The sequence below is a fragment of the Tateyamaria sp. Alg231-49 genome, assembly GCF_900143535.1.
In the GTDB taxonomy this organism is placed as follows: domain Bacteria; phylum Pseudomonadota; class Alphaproteobacteria; order Rhodobacterales; family Rhodobacteraceae; genus Tateyamaria.
The window spans coordinates 82,511-100,756 of the sequence record NZ_FRFA01000001.1 but is presented as its reverse complement, the minus strand read 5'-3'; the positions used below and the strand labels follow the sequence as shown (position 1 = coordinate 100,756).

Genomic DNA, 18,246 nt, shown 5'->3' with positions numbered 1-18,246 from the left:
CGAATAAGGCCGAACTTGGGCACTGTCGCCACATTGCCGTACAATCCTCGTCAAGTTTCCAAGATTGGCTCCGCATTTGGGACAATTTCGAAGAAAATTCTCTTTAGACGGGATTATTCGAAGGCATACCCGAATCTCTCAATGTCTTCTGCACAGGCTTCCCCCACCGCCTTCTGAGCGGCCGGGGTGTAGTAATCCCGGTAATCCGGGCCACGCGTTGATGCGTTTGATTGCGGCAGGGTCAGTCTAAACCCCAGATGATCCCACAGTGGTGCCGCGTCCCCCTCAAACGCCTCCAGCCGGATGTAGAGGTCACACCGTTCCTGCCCCGTGGCATCGGTCATGTAATATCGCGCAGGGGTCGCTCGCATGGCAGCGCAGGTTTCTGACGCACAGGCGAAATCAACAAATTCCGTTTGCGCGGCCAATGCGACCGCAGGATGATCAAAGCTTTGATCCAGTAGCCAATGGTAATAGCTGACCATCCGATCCCACGGGTTGCGGACCAGCGTAAACGCAAAGAGCCCATCAAGCGTTGGGACCAGTCCGTCGATATCGGCCAGCGTGCTGTGTTTCCAAAGCCTGCCACGCGTCTCGACTTCCTTGACCCGATTGCGCCGCTTTGATGCTTTGGGCGTATCGCCCAGCATGATGTCATCCTTCATGGCGCGCCCTTCAAGCGCCAGCGCCATGGACGTGCCCCCCGTTTTGGGCGCATGGATAAAAACGTACTGGCGGCCTAAACTCAGGATCATGTTCGCACCCTAGTGATGCAAGCGCCCGCGTCCAATGTTTTGCGATGCATCCTCTCTTTTCATCCCGGACGCACAGCGCCATAGTCTGCCGACATCGTATTGCGGTTATGGGGAGAAACGTGATGGGTTGGATGGCCGATGAAACGGGATTGGGCAAGACGCCAGCGAACTATGTGGCGTTGACGCCGCTTTCGCATTTGCGCCGCGCAGCTCACGTGTTTGCCCACCGCACGGCGGTGATCTATGGCGCACATCGCGTGACCTACGCCCAATACTACGAACGCTGCACGCGACTTGCCTCTGCATTGGCTGCGCGCGGCGTAGCGCCCGGAGACGTCGTCGCGACCCTGATCCCCAACCTGCCCGCGCAGGCCGAAGCGCATTTCGGCGTGCCTGCATGCGGCGCGGTTCTGAACACCATCAACACGCGGCTTGATGTGGATACGGTGTCCTACATTTTCGGACATGGCGGTGCCAAAGTGGCGCTTGTCGATACGCAATTTGTCCCACTGGCTGAGGCCGCACTTGCCGGTATGGAAGGATCCGGCCCCGAGATTATTGAAGTGCCTGATGAGGCTGCGGGCTTTCCCGCAACTGGACGGCACCCGGTTTATGAAAACGTGCTTGCAGCCGCTGATCCAGCATTTGAATGGATCATGCCCGAGGATGAATGGGAAAGCCTCGCGCTTAGCTATACGTCCGGCACCACGGGGCGACCCAAAGGCGTCGTGCATCACCACCGGGGTGCGTATCTTATGACAATGGGTACTGTGGTAAGCTGGCAGCTGACGTTGCACCCTGTCTATCTGGCAATCGTGCCTCTGTTTCACTGCAATGGGTGGAACCACACATGGATGATGCCCGTACTTGGCGGTGCGATTGTGTGCTGTCGTGATATTACGGCCGCGAATATCTTCAACGCCATCGCTGACGAAGGGGTCACCCACTTTGGCGGTGCACCTATCGTTCTCAACATGCTGGTCAACGCCGACGCAAGTGACCGCCGTCCGTTTGATCACCTGGTCGAGGTCTTTACTGCGGGCGCACCTCCTGCCCCGGCAACACTGGGCAAGATCGAGACTATGGGGTTCAACGTCACCCAGGTTTACGGACTGACGGAAACCTATGGTCACGTCACAGAATGCGTGTGGCGGGGCGAAGACTGGGATGAACTGCCTCAGGACGACAAGGCGGCCATCAAGGCCCGTCAGGGTGTCGCCTTTCCAATGATGGAACACATTACGGTCATGGACGCAGACATGGCGCAGGTGTCGATGGACGGGGCGGCGCAGGGCGAGATCATGATCCGCGGGAATTCGGTGATGAAGGGGTACTATAAGAACCCGCAAGCGACGTCTGAGTCCTTTGAAGGCGGCTACTTCCATTCAGGTGACATCGCGATCCAGCACCCGGATGGGTACATCCAGATCGCGGACCGCGCCAAAGACATCATTATTTCGGGCGGCGAAAACATCAGCTCGGTCGAGGTCGAAGGTGTGCTGATGGCACACCCGGATGTGAACCTTGCCGCCGTGGTGGCCAAGCCAGATGATAAATGGGGTGAGGTACCCTGCGCCTTCATTGAACTAAAACCGGGCACGGCCCCGAGCGAGGCCGACCTGATCGCGTTCAGCCGGGAGAAACTGGCCGGGTTCAAAGCCCCAAAAAAAGTCGTGTTCCAGGAATTGCCCAAGACATCCACGGGCAAGATCCAGAAATTCGAGCTGCGGAAATTGGCGGCGGCCGATTAGGCCGCGCCATACCCCGCACGCCGCCCGAACACCGCGCCCGACGTCAGGCCCGACCCGCCGGGATAGCCTGCAAAAAACACGCCGCCCACCATCTCGCCACATGCGAACAACCCTGAGATTGGGGCGCCATCTGTTCCGATTACGCGGCCTTGGTCGTCCACTTTTACGCCGCCATAGGTAAAGGTTATGCCGCCTGTGACAGGGAATGCACGGAAGGGCCCTTTGTCCAGCGTTTGCGCCCAGTTGGATTTGGCAAGAGCGAGCCCGGTTGTGCCTTTACCGTCAAGAGAGGTCGGATCAAACGGCGTCTCTGTATCCACAGCCGCGTTGTAAGCGGTCAAGGTCGCCATGGCACCTTTCGGCTCCACGCCCTCCATCTTGGCCACCAAGGCCTCCAGCGTATCGGCCTCGACAAAATGGGCGTCATGGAAACTGTATTCGCCATACAGCAGGTCAAAAACCTTGGAGTCAAAAACCTGCCAGGCAAACTGTCCGGGCTGCTCCAGAATGACAGCACCATATTGCGCGTAAGTGTAGTTGCGGAAATTTATGCCTTCATCCACGAAACGTTCACCCTTGGCATTTAGCATCACGCCAAGGAAGTAGCAGATCTTGCGATAGTTCTTGCGCTCCCCCGGGGGCAGATCAAGGTTGCCGAAATCCGCCATATGCAGATCCATCGGCGTGGCGTGCCCGCCTTTGTAAAAGCCATTTGGCTCTGCCCCCGCAGCCTCAGCCATGCGCAGACCGTCGCCAGTGTTGTGCGGGGTGCCGCGCACCTTGGCCGCTTTCCAGTTGGGGCCCATGTGAGCAATGCGCATCTCTTCGTTCGCTTCAAACCCGCCGGACGCGAGGATTACAGCATCGGCATGCAGTTCTTCGTCACCAATGCGCACGCCGACAACACGTGCACCATCCATGATCAGCCCAGTCACAGCGCTGTTGTAGCGTACAGTTCCGCCCATCCGCTCGACTGCCGCCAGTTCCATGTCAAATAGGCCGACGCCTTCGTTCTCGGCCGCGAGCGTCAACCCGCCCCAGAACACATGCCGCCCGTCTTTTTCAAAGCTTTGGCGGCTGTAGATCGGTTCGAATTTGACATCATGCGACGCCAGCCATCCCATTGTCTCAAGCGACGTGTTGACCAGCGTTTGTTGTTCTTCCGACAGAGGACGACCGTCGTTAAAGCCCAGCAGGTCGCCTCCGAATTTGTCGGTGGTGTAGCTGCCAAAGTCGGTGGCGCTCAGCCGTGGATCATTCGGGTCACGCAGCAAAGGTATCAAGTCTTCCGCCCCATCATAGGCAAAACGCATCGCCCCCGCAGTGTACTTGGTGTTGCCCCCGGCCAGCGCTTCGTCCGCCTTTTCCAGCAAGGTCACGCGCGCGCCCTTCTCCAGCGCCGCGATGGCAGCACAAAGGGCGGCGTTTCCAGTTCCCACAACGATCACGGATTTTGACATTTCTTTTCCTCTAGTCTAATTTTGTATCCAAGCGGATACAATTTATCTGTGCTTAGAATGAGTCAGTGGAAATGGCAAGCCCTGATCCGGTACAGAGCGCGCAAACAACAAGGTGGATATTATGACAAACGACCTCACTAGCCTTGCAAGAGACGGCGTTTTGCGGGTGGCCATCAACACCGGCAATCGTGCGTTGGTGCAGCAGGATGGCGCGCTGTTGCGTGGCATAAGCCCGACCCTCGCCCGGCGCCTTGCAGATGAAATCGGGGGGCGTCTGCAGCATGTGATCTATGAGGGCGCGGGCAAAGTCTTTGCGGATGCTGAACGCGACGTTTGGGACGTGGGGTTTCTGGCCATTGATCCAACACGCGCCGAAAAGATCGCATTTACCCGACCCTATATCGTGATCGAGGCGACCTATGCGGTTCGCGCGGATGCGCCCTTTCAACAAATTGAGGACGTTGACCGTGCAGGCGTGCAAGTGCTCACCGCCAAAGGGTCAGCCTATGACATGTACCTGACCGACACCTTACAGCAGGCCACGCTGGAACGGTTCGGCACGCCGCCCGACAGTTTTGCAGCATTCCGTGACGGACGTTGTGATGCCGTTGCCGGGGTACGACAGTCGCTCGAAGGGTTTTTTGAAGGTGACACGAACGTGCGTTTGCTACCGGGCGCTTTGACGTCCGTGCGTCAAGCCATGGTGCTTCCCCGCCGCGACGATCCACGGCTTGCGGCATTAGATGCGTTCGTTGAGCGGGCCATCGACAGCGGTTTTGTAAAGGCGAACAGCTAGCCGCCCCAAACGGATGCCGGCACGAATACTTCTCCAGCAGCCAGCTTGCGCGCGGTGCGAACAAGGCCTGCCGACTTGATCTCGAAACCGACATCAGTCTGATCATAGTCCACCAACACGTCGATCTGCCCGCTTGCATGTTCCAGCGTGATCGTCACAGGCGTTTCATTGGGCTTGGCTGCAAGCCCATCCGCCACTGTGCCGGGGGTCAGCACACAAGAGGCAAGGCACTGCGCGCCTGTCACTGCCATAGTCGGATGCGTGCGCCATGGCATAAAATATCGGGTCGCGATGGTGCCCCCTTCTTTTGCCGGGGCCAGCAGTCCAAACTTGGGCGTGACCGATTTGGTCACGTCCCCCATCCCCATCAGCGCACCCGCCTTGATGCGCACAGCCTCCATCCGCGCAAAGAAGTCAGTGTTTTCGTCCAGTTCAGCGGCAGACTCATACCCCGTCAGTCCAAAGTCGGATGCCCGCGCGATGACCATCGGCATGGCCACGTCCATGCACGTGACGTTGATCCCGTCGATATCATCCACGAGGTTGCCCGTGGGCAGGAAAGCCCCCGTCACGCCGCCAACAGTTTCCATGAATTGCAATGCGACCGGTGCAGCGGTTCCGGGCACGCCATCTATTTGTGCGTCCCCCTCATAGTTCACCACGCCACCCGGCGTCTGGACCACGGCAGCCACGCGGGCCTCTGTATTGACAGCGCGGATGTTGACGGGTGTTTCGCCATCCTGTGCTGCGACAAGGCCCATTTCAATTGCGGCAGGGCCGACACCAGACAGGATGTTCCCACAGGTCGGTTTGAAATCAACCTGGGCGTCGTCCACGCTGACTTGGGCAAAGAAGTAATCGACATCCGCCCAGTCATCCTCAGAGCGCGACAGCATGGCGACTTTGGTCGTAACAGCAACACCGCCCCCAATTCCGTCAATGTTGATGGGGTGGCCCGATCCCACAATGGCGACCAGCACCTTGGCCAAGGTCTCAATATCTTCGGGCAGATCAGCGCGGTTCATATATGGCCCACGCGACGTGCCGCCGCGCATGAACACAAATGGGATTGCCGTTTGCGTCATGTCAGCGGCCAAGGCAGATCAACGTATTCCTGCAGCAAACCGGGCGGGAAGTCGCGGTTCAACAGCCACGCCATCGTGCACATGAACATGATGCCGGCTGCCGTGTATCCCGCCGCCATTGGTGCACTCAGACGCGCGCGCATTAACATGAAGCTGAAGAGGAATACCGCCAGCGCAAGAATAAATCCCAGCAAGGACGTCAACACCAACAGAGCCGCAAACCATCCCAACGTTGGCCAGAGGCCATGGGTGGCTTCGGCGTCATCCCCCTCACGTTCGCGGTCAGCAAACATGACGTCCGTTTCTGGTTTAAGCATCATTCGGATGATCAGCGCCACGCACCCAACGAGGCTTACACCGGCCACAAACATCGGGAACGTCCTGTCCCGGCTGAATGACGGGATCGAGGCAGCATCGTAGAACGCATAGGCGATGTAGCCTGTGACCAGTAGCATGAAGACGAAAGGGGCACGTTTTGAGCCGGATTTCACGTCGCCTTCGGCCATGATGTGTTTGGCCTGACGCAACCCGATGACGACCGACAGCACTGTGATGATCAGCAAAACAATGACGATCGGCGTAAACATGTACTCGATCCCTTCGCCAAAGCTCTTGCGGAAACGCGAGCTTGCGATCTGCACGGCCTGGTTGGCATAGGTCTCTGCCGGGTTGGACAGCACGAACCCGATCAGGAAGGCCGGACGCGACCAGTCAAAACGGCGCATCAGGATACCGAGGAACCCGATGGCGAACAGTGCGACGAGGTCCATCAGGTTTTGTCCCGACTGGAACGCAGCAAAGCTGATGATCATGAACAGGAATGGAGCAAGCAAAACGAAGCGGATCGTCGTCAGCTTTGCAATACCGCCCGAGGCCGCGATGCAAATCACAGTGCCCACGACGTTGGCCAAGGCCAGCAGCCACACGATGGCATAGGTGATGTCGAGGTTGTTCTTGAGCATGGCCGGGCCGACTTCGATCTGACCAGAGCCCAAGAGCGCGATGGCCCCGATAAAGATCGCCATTGAACCAGAACCGGGGATGCCGAACAGAAGCGTGGGCACCAGTCCCCCACCCTCTTTGGCGTTGTTCGAGCTTTCCGGCCCAATCACGCCGCGCACTTCGCCTTTGCCAAAGTTGGACTTGTCCGGCGTGGTTTGCACCGCATGACCATAGGCAATCCAATCCACCACGGACCCTCCCAAACCAGGGATCACACCCACGACCACCCCGATGATAGAACAGCGCATCGACAGCCAGATATTGGCAAACCAGTCCCGCACGCCCACGATCCAGCCACCGCCCAGTTGCGGCTGATCCGAAATGGCCCGGTCTTTGCGCAGCAGCGAAATGATTTCGGGAATGGCAAAGATGCCAAGGCCGACGATGACCAGTTTCAAACCGTCCGTGAGGTAGGGAAAGTCATAGGACGACATGCGCAGATCACCTGACGATGCACCTTCACCAATCGTGCCGATCAACATGCCAAGCCCTGCGGCCACGATGCCCTTGATCGCGACACGGCCCGCAAGGATACCCACCATGGACAGGCCAAAAATGGTGATCATCAACAGCTCAGGCGTGCGGAACTCCAGCACGATGGGCCGCGCGATCAGAATAAAGATTGTGAGGAAACTGGCCCCCACAAGCCCGCCGAACAGAGACGAGGCAAAAGCCGCTGAAAGGGCCCGCGCCGCCATCCCTTTCTTAGCCATGGGAAAGCCGTCCAACACAGTGGCCTGCGATGCAGAAGACCCCGGTATCCCCATCAGGACTGATGCGAATGTATCGGATGTCGGCACAACGGCCACCATACCGATCATCAGGGCAAGGCCCAAGACAGGGTCCATTCCGAACATGAACGGCAGCAAAAGAGACAGTCCAGCGATGCCGCCAAGGCCCGGGAACACCCCAATGCACAGCCCCATCACAACACCAAGAACCAAATATCCCAGCACAATCGGCTGCAGGATCAAACCCCATGCGTCGCCGAACGCTGGCAAGGCCTCCATGATGACTTCCATGACGCCGCCCTCCCCTTTACTTGGAAAAACACCCCGCCGTTTCCAGCGGGGTGTTCAAAAAGCAAAGGCTTAGTTCAGCGACACGCCGTACTTTTCCTGAAGCCAGTTCACGATGAACTCTTTTGCTTCGGGCGACACTTGAGTCGCACTTGCCTTGGCTGTCGCCGCGGCATCGCCAGTCATTTGTGGGTACTTGCCCAGACGCTTGCCAGAGATTTCAGCGAAATCTGCGCGTGCTTTGACGTCTTCAAAGGCTTTTGTGTACGTCACAATCGCATCGGTGCTGGCGCCATTTGGCAGGAATACCATCTTTTGCGCTGGGAAACCGGCAATGAAGAAGGCTTTCCATGCATCCCACTTTTCGCCGGATGTTTCGCATGCAGGGGTCGCATCACAAACTTCCTTGAAGGTTGGGATGTCAGGGAATGTTGGGTCACGCACGATATCGCCAGCGTCATCCAACGCACCCCAAGTCATCATTGGCACAGCTGTGCCCGCCTCGACCAGCGGAGTGACGCCGGACAGATAAGACGAGGATGTCTGATAGTCGATGTTGGCTTCGCCGCGTTCAAACATCAGACGGCCATCGCCGCGACCTTTGATGCCCATGACGGACTCAACATTCAGGCCCAGCATTTCCCATGCCAGCGTTGGCACGAGGTCCAGACGGGTGGCGCCTTGGTTGCCGTAGATGAAGTCTTCGCCCTGAAGGCCGGAGGCATCCATGCCGTCCATTTTCTCTGCCAGCTCTGGCGGCAGATATGCAACGCCACCTGTGCCGGAGGCCAGAACAACGTTCCAGTCGGCGTAGTCAAATTTGACCCGTGGATCGCCAAGCAGGAAAGGGAACTGCGTAGAGCCGGACGAGCCGAAGATCAGCGTTCCGTCTTCATATTTCTGTTCCTGAAAGAAGTTCGCGCCTTTGGTCGAACCCGCACCGGGCATGAATTTCACAACGACTGTGGGCTGGCCTGGCAGCGCTTCGGACAGCAGAGGCGCGTAGAAGTTCGCCCATTTGGCCGATCCGCCAGTTTCGGAGAATGGGATGATCCATTCAACAGTTTTGCCTTCCAGATCAATGCCATGGCCACCCGCATATGCAGATGTGGCGAATGTTGCGGCTGCCGTGGCCATAAGGCTCATGGCCACGCGACGCGTGGTTTTGAAAGTGGACATATGTTCCTCCCGGTTATGTAAAACCCCTTCTCCCAAAGGGGCTTTGAATAGAATCGTACAGGGGTGTCCGCCCCTGTTGATGTCCCTGTCTTGACCTGCGAACCTTGCGTTAGGCTTGCAGGGGCAAAAATACATAGAATGCGCATCACTCTGGTCGAAGATAACATCAGCCTCGCCAAGGGTATCAGCTATCGCCTTGAGGATGCCGGGCATGCGGTGAACACGCTGCATGACGGCAGTGCGGCGCAATCCTATCTGAAGGATGATGGCGCGGATCTGGTCATTCTCGACATCAACCTACCCGGCACAGACGGTCTGACCTTGCTGTCGGACATGCGCAAGCGTGGCGATGCGCGGCCCGTCATCCTGTTGACCGCGCGCGCCGATACCGACGACCGGGTGCGCGGTTTGGATGCGGGTGCGGACGACTACCTGATCAAACCCTTCGAGATGGCAGAGCTGGAGGCGCGGGTGCGCGCCCTTCTGCGCCGCCGCATCGTGCCCCAGCAACATCTGCGCAGCATCGGGGCACTGGACTATGATGCCAGCGCGCGCCAGTTGTTTTCGGACGGGGTTGAGTTGGACATCCCCCGGCGCGAGTTGTCTGTTTTTGAGTGCCTGTTGCTGGCCGAAGGGCGCACCGTGTCCAAGTCCCTTGTTCTGGATCATGTCTATGGCGTGGGCGCGGATGCCGAAGAAACGGTGGTCGAAGTCTATGCCTCGCGGTTGCGCGGCCGCCTGAAGCCCTATGGCATCATAATCCGCACCCGGCGCGGGCTTGGGTACCAAATGCTTGTTGGGAACGAGGCATGAAACTCAATTCCCTGCGCGCCCGCCTGATCCTGATCATCTTGACGCCGCTGTTGGTGATCGCGTTGGTGGCTGCAGCATGGCAGTTCCGCAATACGACCCAGCGCGCCGCAAACATTTTTGATCGTGGTCTGTTATCCGCGGCACTCGCGATCTCGCGCGATGTGGCTGTGTCGGATGGTGACGCACTCAGCCCGGGAACGCGGGCGCTGGTCAACGACACGTCAGGGGGTGAACTGTTCTATCACGTCTACGCCCCGGACGGCGTGTTTGTGACGGGCTATTCAACGCCGCCAATCCTGCCGCCCGAAGCGTCCGAAACCCTGACCGAACCGTTCTTTTATGATGGGCGGTATCAGGGCGAAGACGTCCGTGTCTTACGGTTCCAAGATGTTACCGTGGTTAGCGGCATTGCCGGCGTGTTCAACATTACTGTTTGGCAAAGTGCTCAGGTGCGCAGTTATTTTGTGCGCGACGTGCTTAGCCGATCCTTTGGCGTAATCGCCCTGCTGGTTCTCTGCGTCGCTGTGGTCGTCTGGTTCGGGGTGGGGTTGGGCCTGCGCCCACTTGTGGACCTCGAAAGCGCAATCGCCAAACGCACCCCGACCGAACTGGAACCAATCCAGCGGCCCGTCCCGGTCGAGGCCCAGGGCCTTGTCCGAACACTCAACAGCCTGCTCGACCGGATATCGCGGCGGATCAGTTCAAAGGACGAGTTCATCTCGAACGCGGCGCATCAGCTACGCAATCCAGTCGCCGGTGTGTTGGCATTGGCCGAAGCTGTACAGAACGCGCCCAACCCCGACGCAGCACAGGAACGCAGCGCTGAGTTGGTGCAGGCTGCCCGAGAGGCGAGCGCGCTCACAAACAAGCTGTTGTCCTTTGAACGGGCAAGCGGGACCGACATGCGCCAGTCCGGTGAACCCCTCGACCTGAGCGCGCTGATCCAACAAGTCGGTGCAACTTACATCACCGCTGCCGGGGACGGAGCCGCCAGACTTGTCTATGACCTGCCCAACGATCCGGTCGTTGTGCGAGGTGAGGCCGTGATGTTGCACGAGGCCATTCTCAACTTGTTAACCAACGCCACAACACACGGTGGTCCAGACGTGACGACCATTACCCTTTCATTGAGGACAATTGACGGCATGGCCGTTCTGAACGTGATTGACGATGGCGTCGGCATTCCAGCCGACAAACGTCTCGCCGCCATAAGCCGCTTTGCACAGGCCGGAGGCGGAGCGGGTTCAGGGCTGGGCCTGCCTATTGCGCTCAGGGTCGCGGAAAACCACGGCGGGCGGTTGCGTATTTTGGATCACAATGGGGGTGCTGCGATACAGGTGGCTTTGCCTCTGTCGTAATGCGTGCCTGAGGTTAAAGCCGTTAGGCGTTCTTGCGCCGGGCCCTCATCACACCAAAGGCGCCCAGCCCACCCAACATCAGTGGCAGACTTGCTGGCATTGGCACTGTGGGCGGGATTTCAACGTTGTAGGCGAGATTATCGAGCAACATCGCAGAGTTGAAACCACCGACTGCTATGCGGATTTCGTCGAACAGAATATCGGCAAAGCCAAAGAAATTCAAAGCCGAGTTCACCCTTGTCAGGCCCCGGAACGTTTCAACCTCTTCGCCGTCCAGCAATGCAGTAAAGGACGATATTCCTGTGTTTGTGATCATTGAGAATGTCGCGTCCGTGACATCGGCATCGAAGAAAATCGAAAACGTGCCTGCTATTGGGGAAAAATTTCTCAGGTTCCGACCGGGTACGTTTGGAAACGGATAAGTAAAAGTATTTATCTGTATGCCTGCAGAAAAGGAGACCCCATCGAACTGGTTCGAGACAGATGTCCTGTCTGCAAGCGCACCTTCATCAAAGGTAATCAGCGTGTCCGGGTCGGCAAGCCCAGATGCTTGGTTGATCACGGTGGCAGCTTGCGCAGCCGTCAAGGTAACAAATGCCATGATCGTCGCGGCAGCGAGCGTTTTGACTACTTTCATTTTCGTTCCCTTTGACCGCCATTCGCGATCACAAAACTCAAATACCCCCACAGTCCCGCACAGTTGAACGTACGACCCAGCGCCCTCCAAATTGCTCGGTGTTTTGGCTCAAGGGCGGCACAACCAAGGCGATCTTGTGGCAAATTGATTTAAATCATTGGGGCTGGCGCACAAAGGCGTGTGCCACTGCGGATATGCGCAGTGTGGTTCTTAAACTCGGGAAAATTATGGGTTCAATCGACGCCTGCGAAACCCACCCGGCCGTGGGTTTCGCGCTAAGCTATCGCTTGGCCCTGCTCTAATTCAAACGCCCTTGGCCAACCCAATGGTTTGCAACGCGTCCCTGATCTCGTCCAGAATAGCTGGATCATCAATGGTTGCGGGCATCTTGAATGCTTCGTTGTCGGCAATCTTGACTACGGTTGCGCGCAGGATTTTACCTGAACGGGTCTTGGGCAAACGGTCGACAACCAGCGCCAACTTGAACGCAGCCACCGGCCCAATCTGTTCGCGTACCCGCTTCACACATTCTGCGCGGATCTCATCATGGGGGCGGTTCACCCCCTTGGTCAGACAGAGAAGGCCAAGCGGTGCCTGCCCTTTGAGCGGGTCAGACACCCCAACCACGGCGCATTCGGCCACGTCCGGGTGCCCGGCAAGGACCTCTTCCATGGCACCCGTGCTCAGACGGTGCCCTGCTACGTTAATGACGTCATCCGTGCGCGCCATGATGTAGAGGTACCCGTCTTCATCCATCATCCCGGCATCCCCAGTCTCATAGTAACCGGGAAAGGCGTTCAAGTAGGACGACTTGAACCGCGCCTCGGCGTTCCAAAGCGTCGGCAGGGTGCCAGGGGGCAGCGGCAGTTTGATGGCGATTGCGCCAAGCGTACCGGCTTTGACAGGATGGCCGGCCTCATCGAGGATCTGAACGTCGTAGCCCGGCATTGCGACCGTGGGGGAACCGATTTTGACCGGCAAAGCCTCAAGCCCGGCAGGGTTTCCAGCGATGGTGTAACCCGTTTCGGTTTGCCACCAGTGATCGTACACTGGCACGCCCAGCAGGTTTTGCGCCCACTCAATCGTATCCGGATCGGCCCTCTCGCCTGCCAGATACAAGGCACGCAGGCCAGAGATGTCATGTTTTTTGAGCTCAAGGCCCTTGGGATCTTCGCGTTTTACCGCGCGGATCGCCGTCGGTGCCGTAAAGAAAGATTTGACGTCATGTTCAGCGATCACGCGCCAAAATGTCCCGGCATCGGGTGTCCCGATGGGCTTACCCTCGAACACAATCGTCGTGTTGCCGTGGATCAGCGGCGCATAACAGATGTAGGAGTGTCCAACGACCCAACCGACATCAGAAGCCGCCCAGAACACTTCGCCCGGATCGACCTGATAGATATTCTTCATGGTCCAATTGAGCGCGACCAGATGGCCAGCGGTGGGACGGACAACGCCTTTGGGCGCGCCCGTGGTGCCAGAGGTGTAAAGGATATAAGCCGGATGATTGCCGGGAACCGGAACACAAGGGGCCGGTGCGACGCCTGCCTGAAAATCATGCCAATCGACGTCCAGCGGTCCAAGATCACAGGGGCTTTGTTCCCTTTGAAGGATCACGCAAACGTCCGGAGTGTGCTCGGCCAGTTCAATGGCGCCGTCCAGCAGGGGTTTATAAGCCACCACGCGGCCCGGCTCGATCCCGCATGAGGCGGCAATGATCGCCTTGGGGGCGCAATCGTCGATGCGCACCGCCAATTCGTTGGCGGCAAAACCGCCAAAGACCACGGAATGCACAGCGCCCAGACGGGCGCAGGCCAGCATTGCCACAAGGGCTTCGGGCACCATCGGCATGTAGATAATGACGCGATCACCCAGCCCGACGCCCTTGGCAGCCAAGGCACCGGCCAAAGACGCGACTTGGGTCTGCAATTCGGCATACGTCGTTTTAGAGGCGGAGCCGGTGATGGGGCTATCGTAAATGATCGCAACCTGTTCACCGCGCCCGGCTTCAACATGCCGGTCAACGGCATTCCAGCAGGTGTTGACCTCTGCGTCAGCAAACCATTCGTAAAGGTGGTCGCCGCGATCAAACAGCGCTTGGGTTGGCGGGGTTACCCAGTCGATCGCTTGCGCGGCATTCATCCACCACGCCTCCGGGTCCGCTTTCCAGCTGTCATACTCCGCGCGATAGCCCATGGTCTTCCTCCCCGACGTTACTAAGGTTGAGGATTACGCCCCCCTAGGGGGGAGGGGCAAGGGGTGTGAGCGCCAACAGTCGTGCAAAATTTACACTACGGATCGAACGGGCGATCGCGGGTTTCACGGATGGCGGCATTGCAATCTAGATCATCCGTCGCTGAACAACTCACGCTTCGGGCTCCGACGGATATGTACCGACGCGAATAGCTGCGATCGTTCGAAACAAACTGGCGTTCAACCGATCGGTAGCTTTGGCCATTGTAGACAAACGTGCCTTCTATTTCGCCAACCGTTTGGGCGCAGGCAGACAGGCCGAATACGACGATGAGAAGTGGGATGAACCGGGTCATTGGTCACTCTCCGTGAAGGGTTCTAAATCAGTATTCGGTGGCGCAAAATCGAAGCAACACCGTTAGATATAGCGCGATAAGATAGGTTTGCACCCGGGCACCGCGGCAATTTTCAAAAACACGACAGGGGGGCTGGGTGTCATTCCCGCCCTCCTGCCAGAGCACGTTATCCGTAGTGCGTCACTGGCGTGCCAGCCACCGCCGACATGTTCAACAACCCGCGTGCCGTGATTGATGGGCTGACGATATGTACCCGGTTTCCCATGCCCATGAGGATCGGACCAACCTCGAGCCCCCCACCCTTCATTTTCAGGATGTTGCGCACACCCGACGCCGCATCGGCATGGGCAAAGACCAGAACGTTGGCCGCCCCTTCCATCCGGTTGGCCGGGAACTGGCGCGCACGCAATTGCGGATCAAGGGCGGTGTCGACGTTCATTTCGCCCTCATAACAGAAGTCATGGCCTTGCGCGTCGAGCAGACGTACGGCCTCGCGCATACGCCAACCTGAGCCATCCCCTTGATTTCCAAACTGGGATTGCGAGCAGAACGCAATCCGCGGTTCGATCCCAAAACGTCGGACATGGCGGGCCGCGCCAACGGCGATTTCCACGATCTTGTCGGGTTCGGGATGCAGATGAACCTGGGTGTCGGCGATAAACAGCGGACCGTCTTCAAGGATCATCATCGACAGCGCACCAACGGGGTTGTGCCCTTCGCGCCCCAGCACCTGTGTGACATAGTTAAGGTGCCAGCGGAATTCACCAAACGTGCCGCAAATCAGCGAGTCGGCCTCGTCCCTGTGGACCATCACAGCCCCGATGGCAGTTGTGTTCGTGCGCATAACCGCGCGCGCGATGTCTGGTGAGACACCACGGCGGCACATCAATTCGTGATAGGTTTCCCAATAGTCGCGATAGCGGGGATCGTTTTCCGGGTTCACCAGTTCGAAATTCTTGCCCAGTTCAAGGTTCAGACCAGCCCGTTCAATCCGGGCCTCAATCACCTCGGGCCGTCCGATGAGGATTGGTGTTTCGGTGGTCTCTTCGATCATGGCCTGCGCAGCGCGCAGCACCCGTTCATCCTCGCCCTCGGCAAACACGATGCGCCGCGTCTTGGCACGTGCCGCCTCAAAAACTGGGCGCATCAGAAGTGCGGATTTGAAAACAGAACCATCCAATTTCACCTTGTAGGCCTCAAGATCTTCTATCGGCCGGGTGGCAACGCCTGTTTCCATAGCCGCGCGCGCCACTGCAGAGCTGACGACGCCGACAAGGCGGGGATCGAACGGTTTGGGAATCAGATAGTCCGCACCAAAAGTCAGTTGTTCACCCTGATAGGCGGCAGCTGCCTCGGCACTGGTGGTCGCGCGGGCAAGGGCCGCGATTCCATCAATACAGGCCAGTTCCATTTCGTCATTGATCGTCGTTGCCCCGACATCCAGCGCTCCACGGAAGATGAATGGAAAACAGAGCACGTTGTTGACCTGATTGGGAAAATCGCTGCGACCTGTGGCGATGATCGCATCCGGGGCAACCTCGCGGCACAGATCAGGCAGGATTTCGGGCGTCGGATTAGCAAGTGCAAATATGATGGGGCGTTTTGCCATTTTGGCCACATGTTCCGGCTTCAACACGCCGGGGCCAGATAGGCCTAAAAACAAATCGGCATCATCAATCACGTCGTCCAGAGTGCGTTTGTCAGACGCTTGTGCAAAGGCTGCCTTGGCCGGATTCATATCCACCTCGCGCCCCTCAAAGACCAGACCGTGGATGTCACACAGCCAGACGTTTTCACGTTTGACACCCATTTTCAGCAGCATGTTCAGGCAGGCAATTCCAGCAGCCCCGCCGCCGGTCGAAACGATCTTGATGTCCTCGAATGCTTTACCGGCAACGTGCAGGGCATTTTTGACTGCCGCCCCGACCACGATGGCAGTTCCGTGTTGATCGTCATGGAACACTGGGATGTTCATGCGCTCACGACACAGTTTTTCCACGATGAAACAGTCAGGCGCCTTGATGTCTTCAAGGTTGATCGCTCCGAAGGTGGGTTCCAGCGCGCAGACGATATCGGCGAGTTTCTCAGGGTCAGTCTCGTTCACTTCGATGTCGAAACAGTCAATCGAGGCGAATTTCTTAAACAGGACTGCTTTGCCCTCCATCACCGGTTTGGAAGCAAGCGCGCCGATATTGCCCAGACCGAGGACGGCGGAGCCGTTGCTGACCACACCCACCAGATTGCCGCGTGCCGTAAAGCGGGACGCATTTGCCGGGTCATCCTTGATCTCCAGACAAGCCTCAGCAACACCGGGAGAATAGGCCCGCGCCAGATCGCGCCCGTTTGCCATCGGCTTGGTTGCGCGGATTTCCAGTTTTCCTGGCTTGGGAAATTCGTGGTAGTCGAGCGCGGCCTGCCGCAAACTTGGTTGATCTGACATCTGTTCCCCCCCGGGAGTTCCCAATTTGGTTTAGCGTTAAACTATTTTTTTCAACCCAACAATTCACCTTTTCTTGCGGGGCAAAGAAACTGATCCCGATGCGGGCTGCGCCCACAACATTTTTAGAGGCTTTGCCCCCAGCGCGGATTGCATCCACACTGTTCCCAGAGTTAGCTTTGCATGAAGAAGGGGGCATTTATGGGCGGAACACAAGCCGAAGTCTGTCTGGCCACATCCAATCTGCGGGAAGACATTGCGTTTTTCACCAAGCGGTTGGGCATGCGGATGGATACGATTTTTCCTGCAGATAATCCCTCCGTGGCCGTATTTTCGGGCCTTGGAGTGCGCCTGCGTCTGGAGGCTGGAACAGATGCGCCAACTGGCACGTTGCGCATTGCGACAGATGATCCGGACAGTTTTGATGAACGCTCATTCACGTCGCCGGGTGGCACGCGTGTTGATGTCTGCGATTTGAACCCAGTTCTTCAGATGCCGGAAACGGCCCACAGTTTCGTTGTCCGTCGTCTGGCCGACCAAGCCCCTTGGGTTATTGGACGGGCCGGTATGCACTACCGCGATCTCATTCCTGACCGGCTTGGCGGATCGATTATCGCCAGCCACATCCGTATTCCCGATGGCGGCCCAGTCCCAGATGTCGTTCACTACCACACGGTCGGGTTTCAACTCATCTTTTGTTATAAGGGCTGGGTTGATCTGGTCTACGAAGATCAGGGCGAACCTTTCCGCCTTGAGGAAGGGTGTTGTGTTATCCAGCCCCCTGAAATCCGGCATCGTGTGCTTTTTGCCAGCGACAATATCGAGGTGATCGAGATCGGCGTCCCAGCGGAGCATATCACCACCATCGATCATGACATGACCCTGCCCAATGGACCTGCCAACCCGGATCGGCGTTTTCAGGGCCAGCGGTTTGTCCATCACCGGGTCAATGAGGCAACGTGGACACCCTTTCGTCTCGCTGGCTTTGAGGGGCGTGACACGGGGATTTCGGATGGCACTCAGGGGGTTGCGGGTGTGCACGTCGCCCGGCGCGCCGAAGGGCCATCGACATGGAGCACCCATGACAGTGACATCCTGTTCACTTTTGTGATGGAGGGCAGCATGCGTCTTGAGGCCGACCAGCGCGACCCGGTCGACCTTGCCCCCGGCGATGCATTCGTGATCCCGCCGGGACTGGCTGTGCGCTATGCTGATCCATCCAGCGATCTCGAATTGTTGGAGGTTTCGCTGCCAGGCATTTTTAAGACCGAAGACGCACAACCTGCATAAGAGTTTCCCGAACGGCGCGAACGACTGTGCTGGGTCAGGTTGGCGAAGGTGATCGGAAACACCGCGACCTTCGCCACAAATCCTGCATCGACCCGATTTTGGTCGCCGTCACCGG

Annotated in this window: 15 protein-coding genes; 6 read left to right on the top strand and 9 right to left on the bottom strand. The window is 57.9% G+C overall.

Annotated features, from left to right (window positions below; translation table 11 throughout):
* Nucleotides 1-113: 113 nt before the first annotated feature.
* Nucleotides 114-755, bottom strand: coding sequence for a sulfotransferase family 2 domain-containing protein (locus DHN60_RS00425; RefSeq protein ID WP_108835308.1), 642 nt, complete (start codon nt 753-755; stop codon nt 114-116).
* A gap of 122 nt (nt 756-877) precedes the next feature.
* Between DHN60_RS00425 and DHN60_RS00420 the strand changes: the two genes are divergently transcribed.
* Nucleotides 878-2,506, top strand: a complete 1,629-nt coding sequence (locus tag DHN60_RS00420; RefSeq protein ID WP_108835307.1) for an AMP-binding protein — start codon at nt 878-880, stop codon at nt 2,504-2,506.
* On the opposite strand, the gene tcuA is transcribed toward DHN60_RS00420, so the two are convergent.
* On the bottom strand, nt 2,503-3,966 hold the full coding sequence (gene tcuA, locus DHN60_RS00415) for an FAD-dependent tricarballylate dehydrogenase TcuA (RefSeq protein WP_108835306.1): 1,464 nt from the start codon (nt 3,964-3,966) through the stop codon (nt 2,503-2,505). The genes DHN60_RS00420 and tcuA overlap by 4 nt on opposite strands.
* Nucleotides 3,967-4,087: 121 nt before the next feature.
* Here tcuA and DHN60_RS00410 point away from each other — a divergent pair, with 121 nt between their 5' ends.
* Nucleotides 4,088-4,762, top strand: coding sequence for a transporter substrate-binding domain-containing protein (locus DHN60_RS00410; RefSeq protein WP_159089065.1), 675 nt, complete (start codon nt 4,088-4,090; stop codon nt 4,760-4,762).
* Here DHN60_RS00410 and DHN60_RS00405 read toward each other — a convergent pair.
* From DHN60_RS00405 to DHN60_RS00395, 3 genes are all read right to left on the bottom strand, one after another.
* On the bottom strand, nt 4,759-5,847 hold the full coding sequence (locus DHN60_RS00405) for a 4-oxalomesaconate tautomerase (RefSeq protein WP_108835304.1): 1,089 nt from the start codon (nt 5,845-5,847) through the stop codon (nt 4,759-4,761). The genes DHN60_RS00410 and DHN60_RS00405 overlap by 4 nt on opposite strands.
* Nucleotides 5,844-7,871: a tripartite tricarboxylate transporter permease gene (locus tag DHN60_RS00400; protein WP_108835303.1), complete on the bottom strand. Its 2,028-nt coding sequence runs from the start codon at nt 7,869-7,871 to the stop codon at nt 5,844-5,846. Before DHN60_RS00400 ends, DHN60_RS00405 begins: the two co-directional genes overlap by 4 nt.
* 69 nt (nt 7,872-7,940) lie before the next feature.
* Complete coding sequence (locus tag DHN60_RS00395) at nt 7,941-9,047, bottom strand: tricarboxylate transporter (protein ID WP_108835302.1); 1,107 nt, start codon at nt 9,045-9,047, stop codon at nt 7,941-7,943.
* A 138-nt stretch (nt 9,048-9,185) separates the two neighbouring features.
* Here DHN60_RS00395 and DHN60_RS00390 point away from each other — a divergent pair, with 138 nt between their 5' ends.
* Both DHN60_RS00390 and DHN60_RS00385 read left to right on the top strand, forming a co-directional pair.
* On the top strand, nt 9,186-9,860 hold the full coding sequence (locus tag DHN60_RS00390; protein WP_108835301.1) for a response regulator transcription factor: 675 nt from the start codon (nt 9,186-9,188) through the stop codon (nt 9,858-9,860).
* Nucleotides 9,857-11,218, top strand: a complete 1,362-nt coding sequence (locus DHN60_RS00385; protein WP_108835300.1) for a sensor histidine kinase — start codon at nt 9,857-9,859, stop codon at nt 11,216-11,218. The genes DHN60_RS00390 and DHN60_RS00385 overlap by 4 nt, the downstream gene beginning before the upstream one ends.
* Before the next feature lie 22 nt (nt 11,219-11,240).
* Here the strand turns inward: DHN60_RS00385 and DHN60_RS00380 are convergent, their stop codons facing one another.
* Nucleotides 11,241-11,855, bottom strand: coding sequence for a VPLPA-CTERM sorting domain-containing protein (locus DHN60_RS00380; RefSeq protein ID WP_108835299.1), 615 nt, complete (start codon nt 11,853-11,855; stop codon nt 11,241-11,243).
* 98 nt (nt 11,856-11,953) lie between these two features.
* Here DHN60_RS00380 and DHN60_RS00375 point away from each other — a divergent pair, with 98 nt between their 5' ends.
* Nucleotides 11,954-12,157, top strand: a complete 204-nt coding sequence (locus DHN60_RS00375; RefSeq protein ID WP_108835298.1) for a hypothetical protein — start codon at nt 11,954-11,956, stop codon at nt 12,155-12,157.
* A 1-nt stretch (nt 12,158) separates the two neighbouring features.
* Here the strand turns inward: DHN60_RS00375 and DHN60_RS00370 are convergent, their stop codons facing one another.
* The 3 genes from DHN60_RS00370 to DHN60_RS00360 form a co-directional block, all read right to left on the bottom strand.
* Nucleotides 12,159-14,051, bottom strand: coding sequence for an AMP-binding protein (locus DHN60_RS00370; protein WP_108835297.1), 1,893 nt, complete (start codon nt 14,049-14,051; stop codon nt 12,159-12,161).
* 95 nt (nt 14,052-14,146) lie between these two features.
* A complete protein-coding gene (locus tag DHN60_RS00365) occupies nt 14,147-14,404 on the bottom strand; it encodes a hypothetical protein (RefSeq protein ID WP_108835296.1) in 258 nt (85 codons plus the stop codon).
* A 166-nt stretch (nt 14,405-14,570) separates the two neighbouring features.
* A complete protein-coding gene (locus tag DHN60_RS00360; protein WP_108835295.1) occupies nt 14,571-16,844 on the bottom strand; it encodes an NADP-dependent malic enzyme in 2,274 nt (757 codons plus the stop codon).
* A gap of 198 nt (nt 16,845-17,042) precedes the next feature.
* Between DHN60_RS00360 and DHN60_RS00355 the strand changes: the two genes are divergently transcribed.
* Entirely contained in the window at nt 17,043-18,131 is a 1,089-nt protein-coding gene (locus DHN60_RS00355) for a cupin domain-containing protein (protein WP_108835859.1), read from the top strand.
* The last annotated feature ends 115 nt before the right edge of the window (nt 18,132-18,246 follow it).

Bases quoted from the DNA above. Each gene is read 5' to 3' on its own strand.
- DHN60_RS00425 (WP_108835308.1), bottom strand. From the start codon at position 755: ATGATCCTGAGTTTAGGCCGCCAGTACGTTTTTATCCATGCGCCCAAA.
- DHN60_RS00420 (WP_108835307.1), top strand. From the start codon at position 878: ATGGGTTGGATGGCCGATGAAACGGGATTGGGCAAGACGCCAGCGAAC.
- tcuA (WP_108835306.1), bottom strand. From the start codon at position 3,966: ATGTCAAAATCCGTGATCGTTGTGGGAACTGGAAACGCCGCCCTTTGT.
- DHN60_RS00410 (WP_159089065.1), top strand. From the start codon at position 4,088: ATGACAAACGACCTCACTAGCCTTGCAAGAGACGGCGTTTTGCGGGTG.
- DHN60_RS00405 (WP_108835304.1), bottom strand. From the start codon at position 5,847: ATGACGCAAACGGCAATCCCATTTGTGTTCATGCGCGGCGGCACGTCG.
- DHN60_RS00400 (WP_108835303.1), bottom strand. From the start codon at position 7,871: ATGGAAGTCATCATGGAGGCCTTGCCAGCGTTCGGCGACGCATGGGGT.
- DHN60_RS00395 (WP_108835302.1), bottom strand. From the start codon at position 9,047: ATGTCCACTTTCAAAACCACGCGTCGCGTGGCCATGAGCCTTATGGCC.
- DHN60_RS00390 (WP_108835301.1), top strand. From the start codon at position 9,186: ATGCGCATCACTCTGGTCGAAGATAACATCAGCCTCGCCAAGGGTATC.
- DHN60_RS00385 (WP_108835300.1), top strand. From the start codon at position 9,857: ATGAAACTCAATTCCCTGCGCGCCCGCCTGATCCTGATCATCTTGACG.
- DHN60_RS00380 (WP_108835299.1), bottom strand. From the start codon at position 11,855: ATGAAAGTAGTCAAAACGCTCGCTGCCGCGACGATCATGGCATTTGTT.
- DHN60_RS00370 (WP_108835297.1), bottom strand. From the start codon at position 14,051: ATGGGCTATCGCGCGGAGTATGACAGCTGGAAAGCGGACCCGGAGGCG.
- DHN60_RS00365 (WP_108835296.1), bottom strand. From the start codon at position 14,404: ATGACCCGGTTCATCCCACTTCTCATCGTCGTATTCGGCCTGTCTGCC.
- DHN60_RS00360 (WP_108835295.1), bottom strand. From the start codon at position 16,844: ATGTCAGATCAACCAAGTTTGCGGCAGGCCGCGCTCGACTACCACGAA.
- DHN60_RS00355 (WP_108835859.1), top strand. From the start codon at position 17,043: ATGGGCGGAACACAAGCCGAAGTCTGTCTGGCCACATCCAATCTGCGG.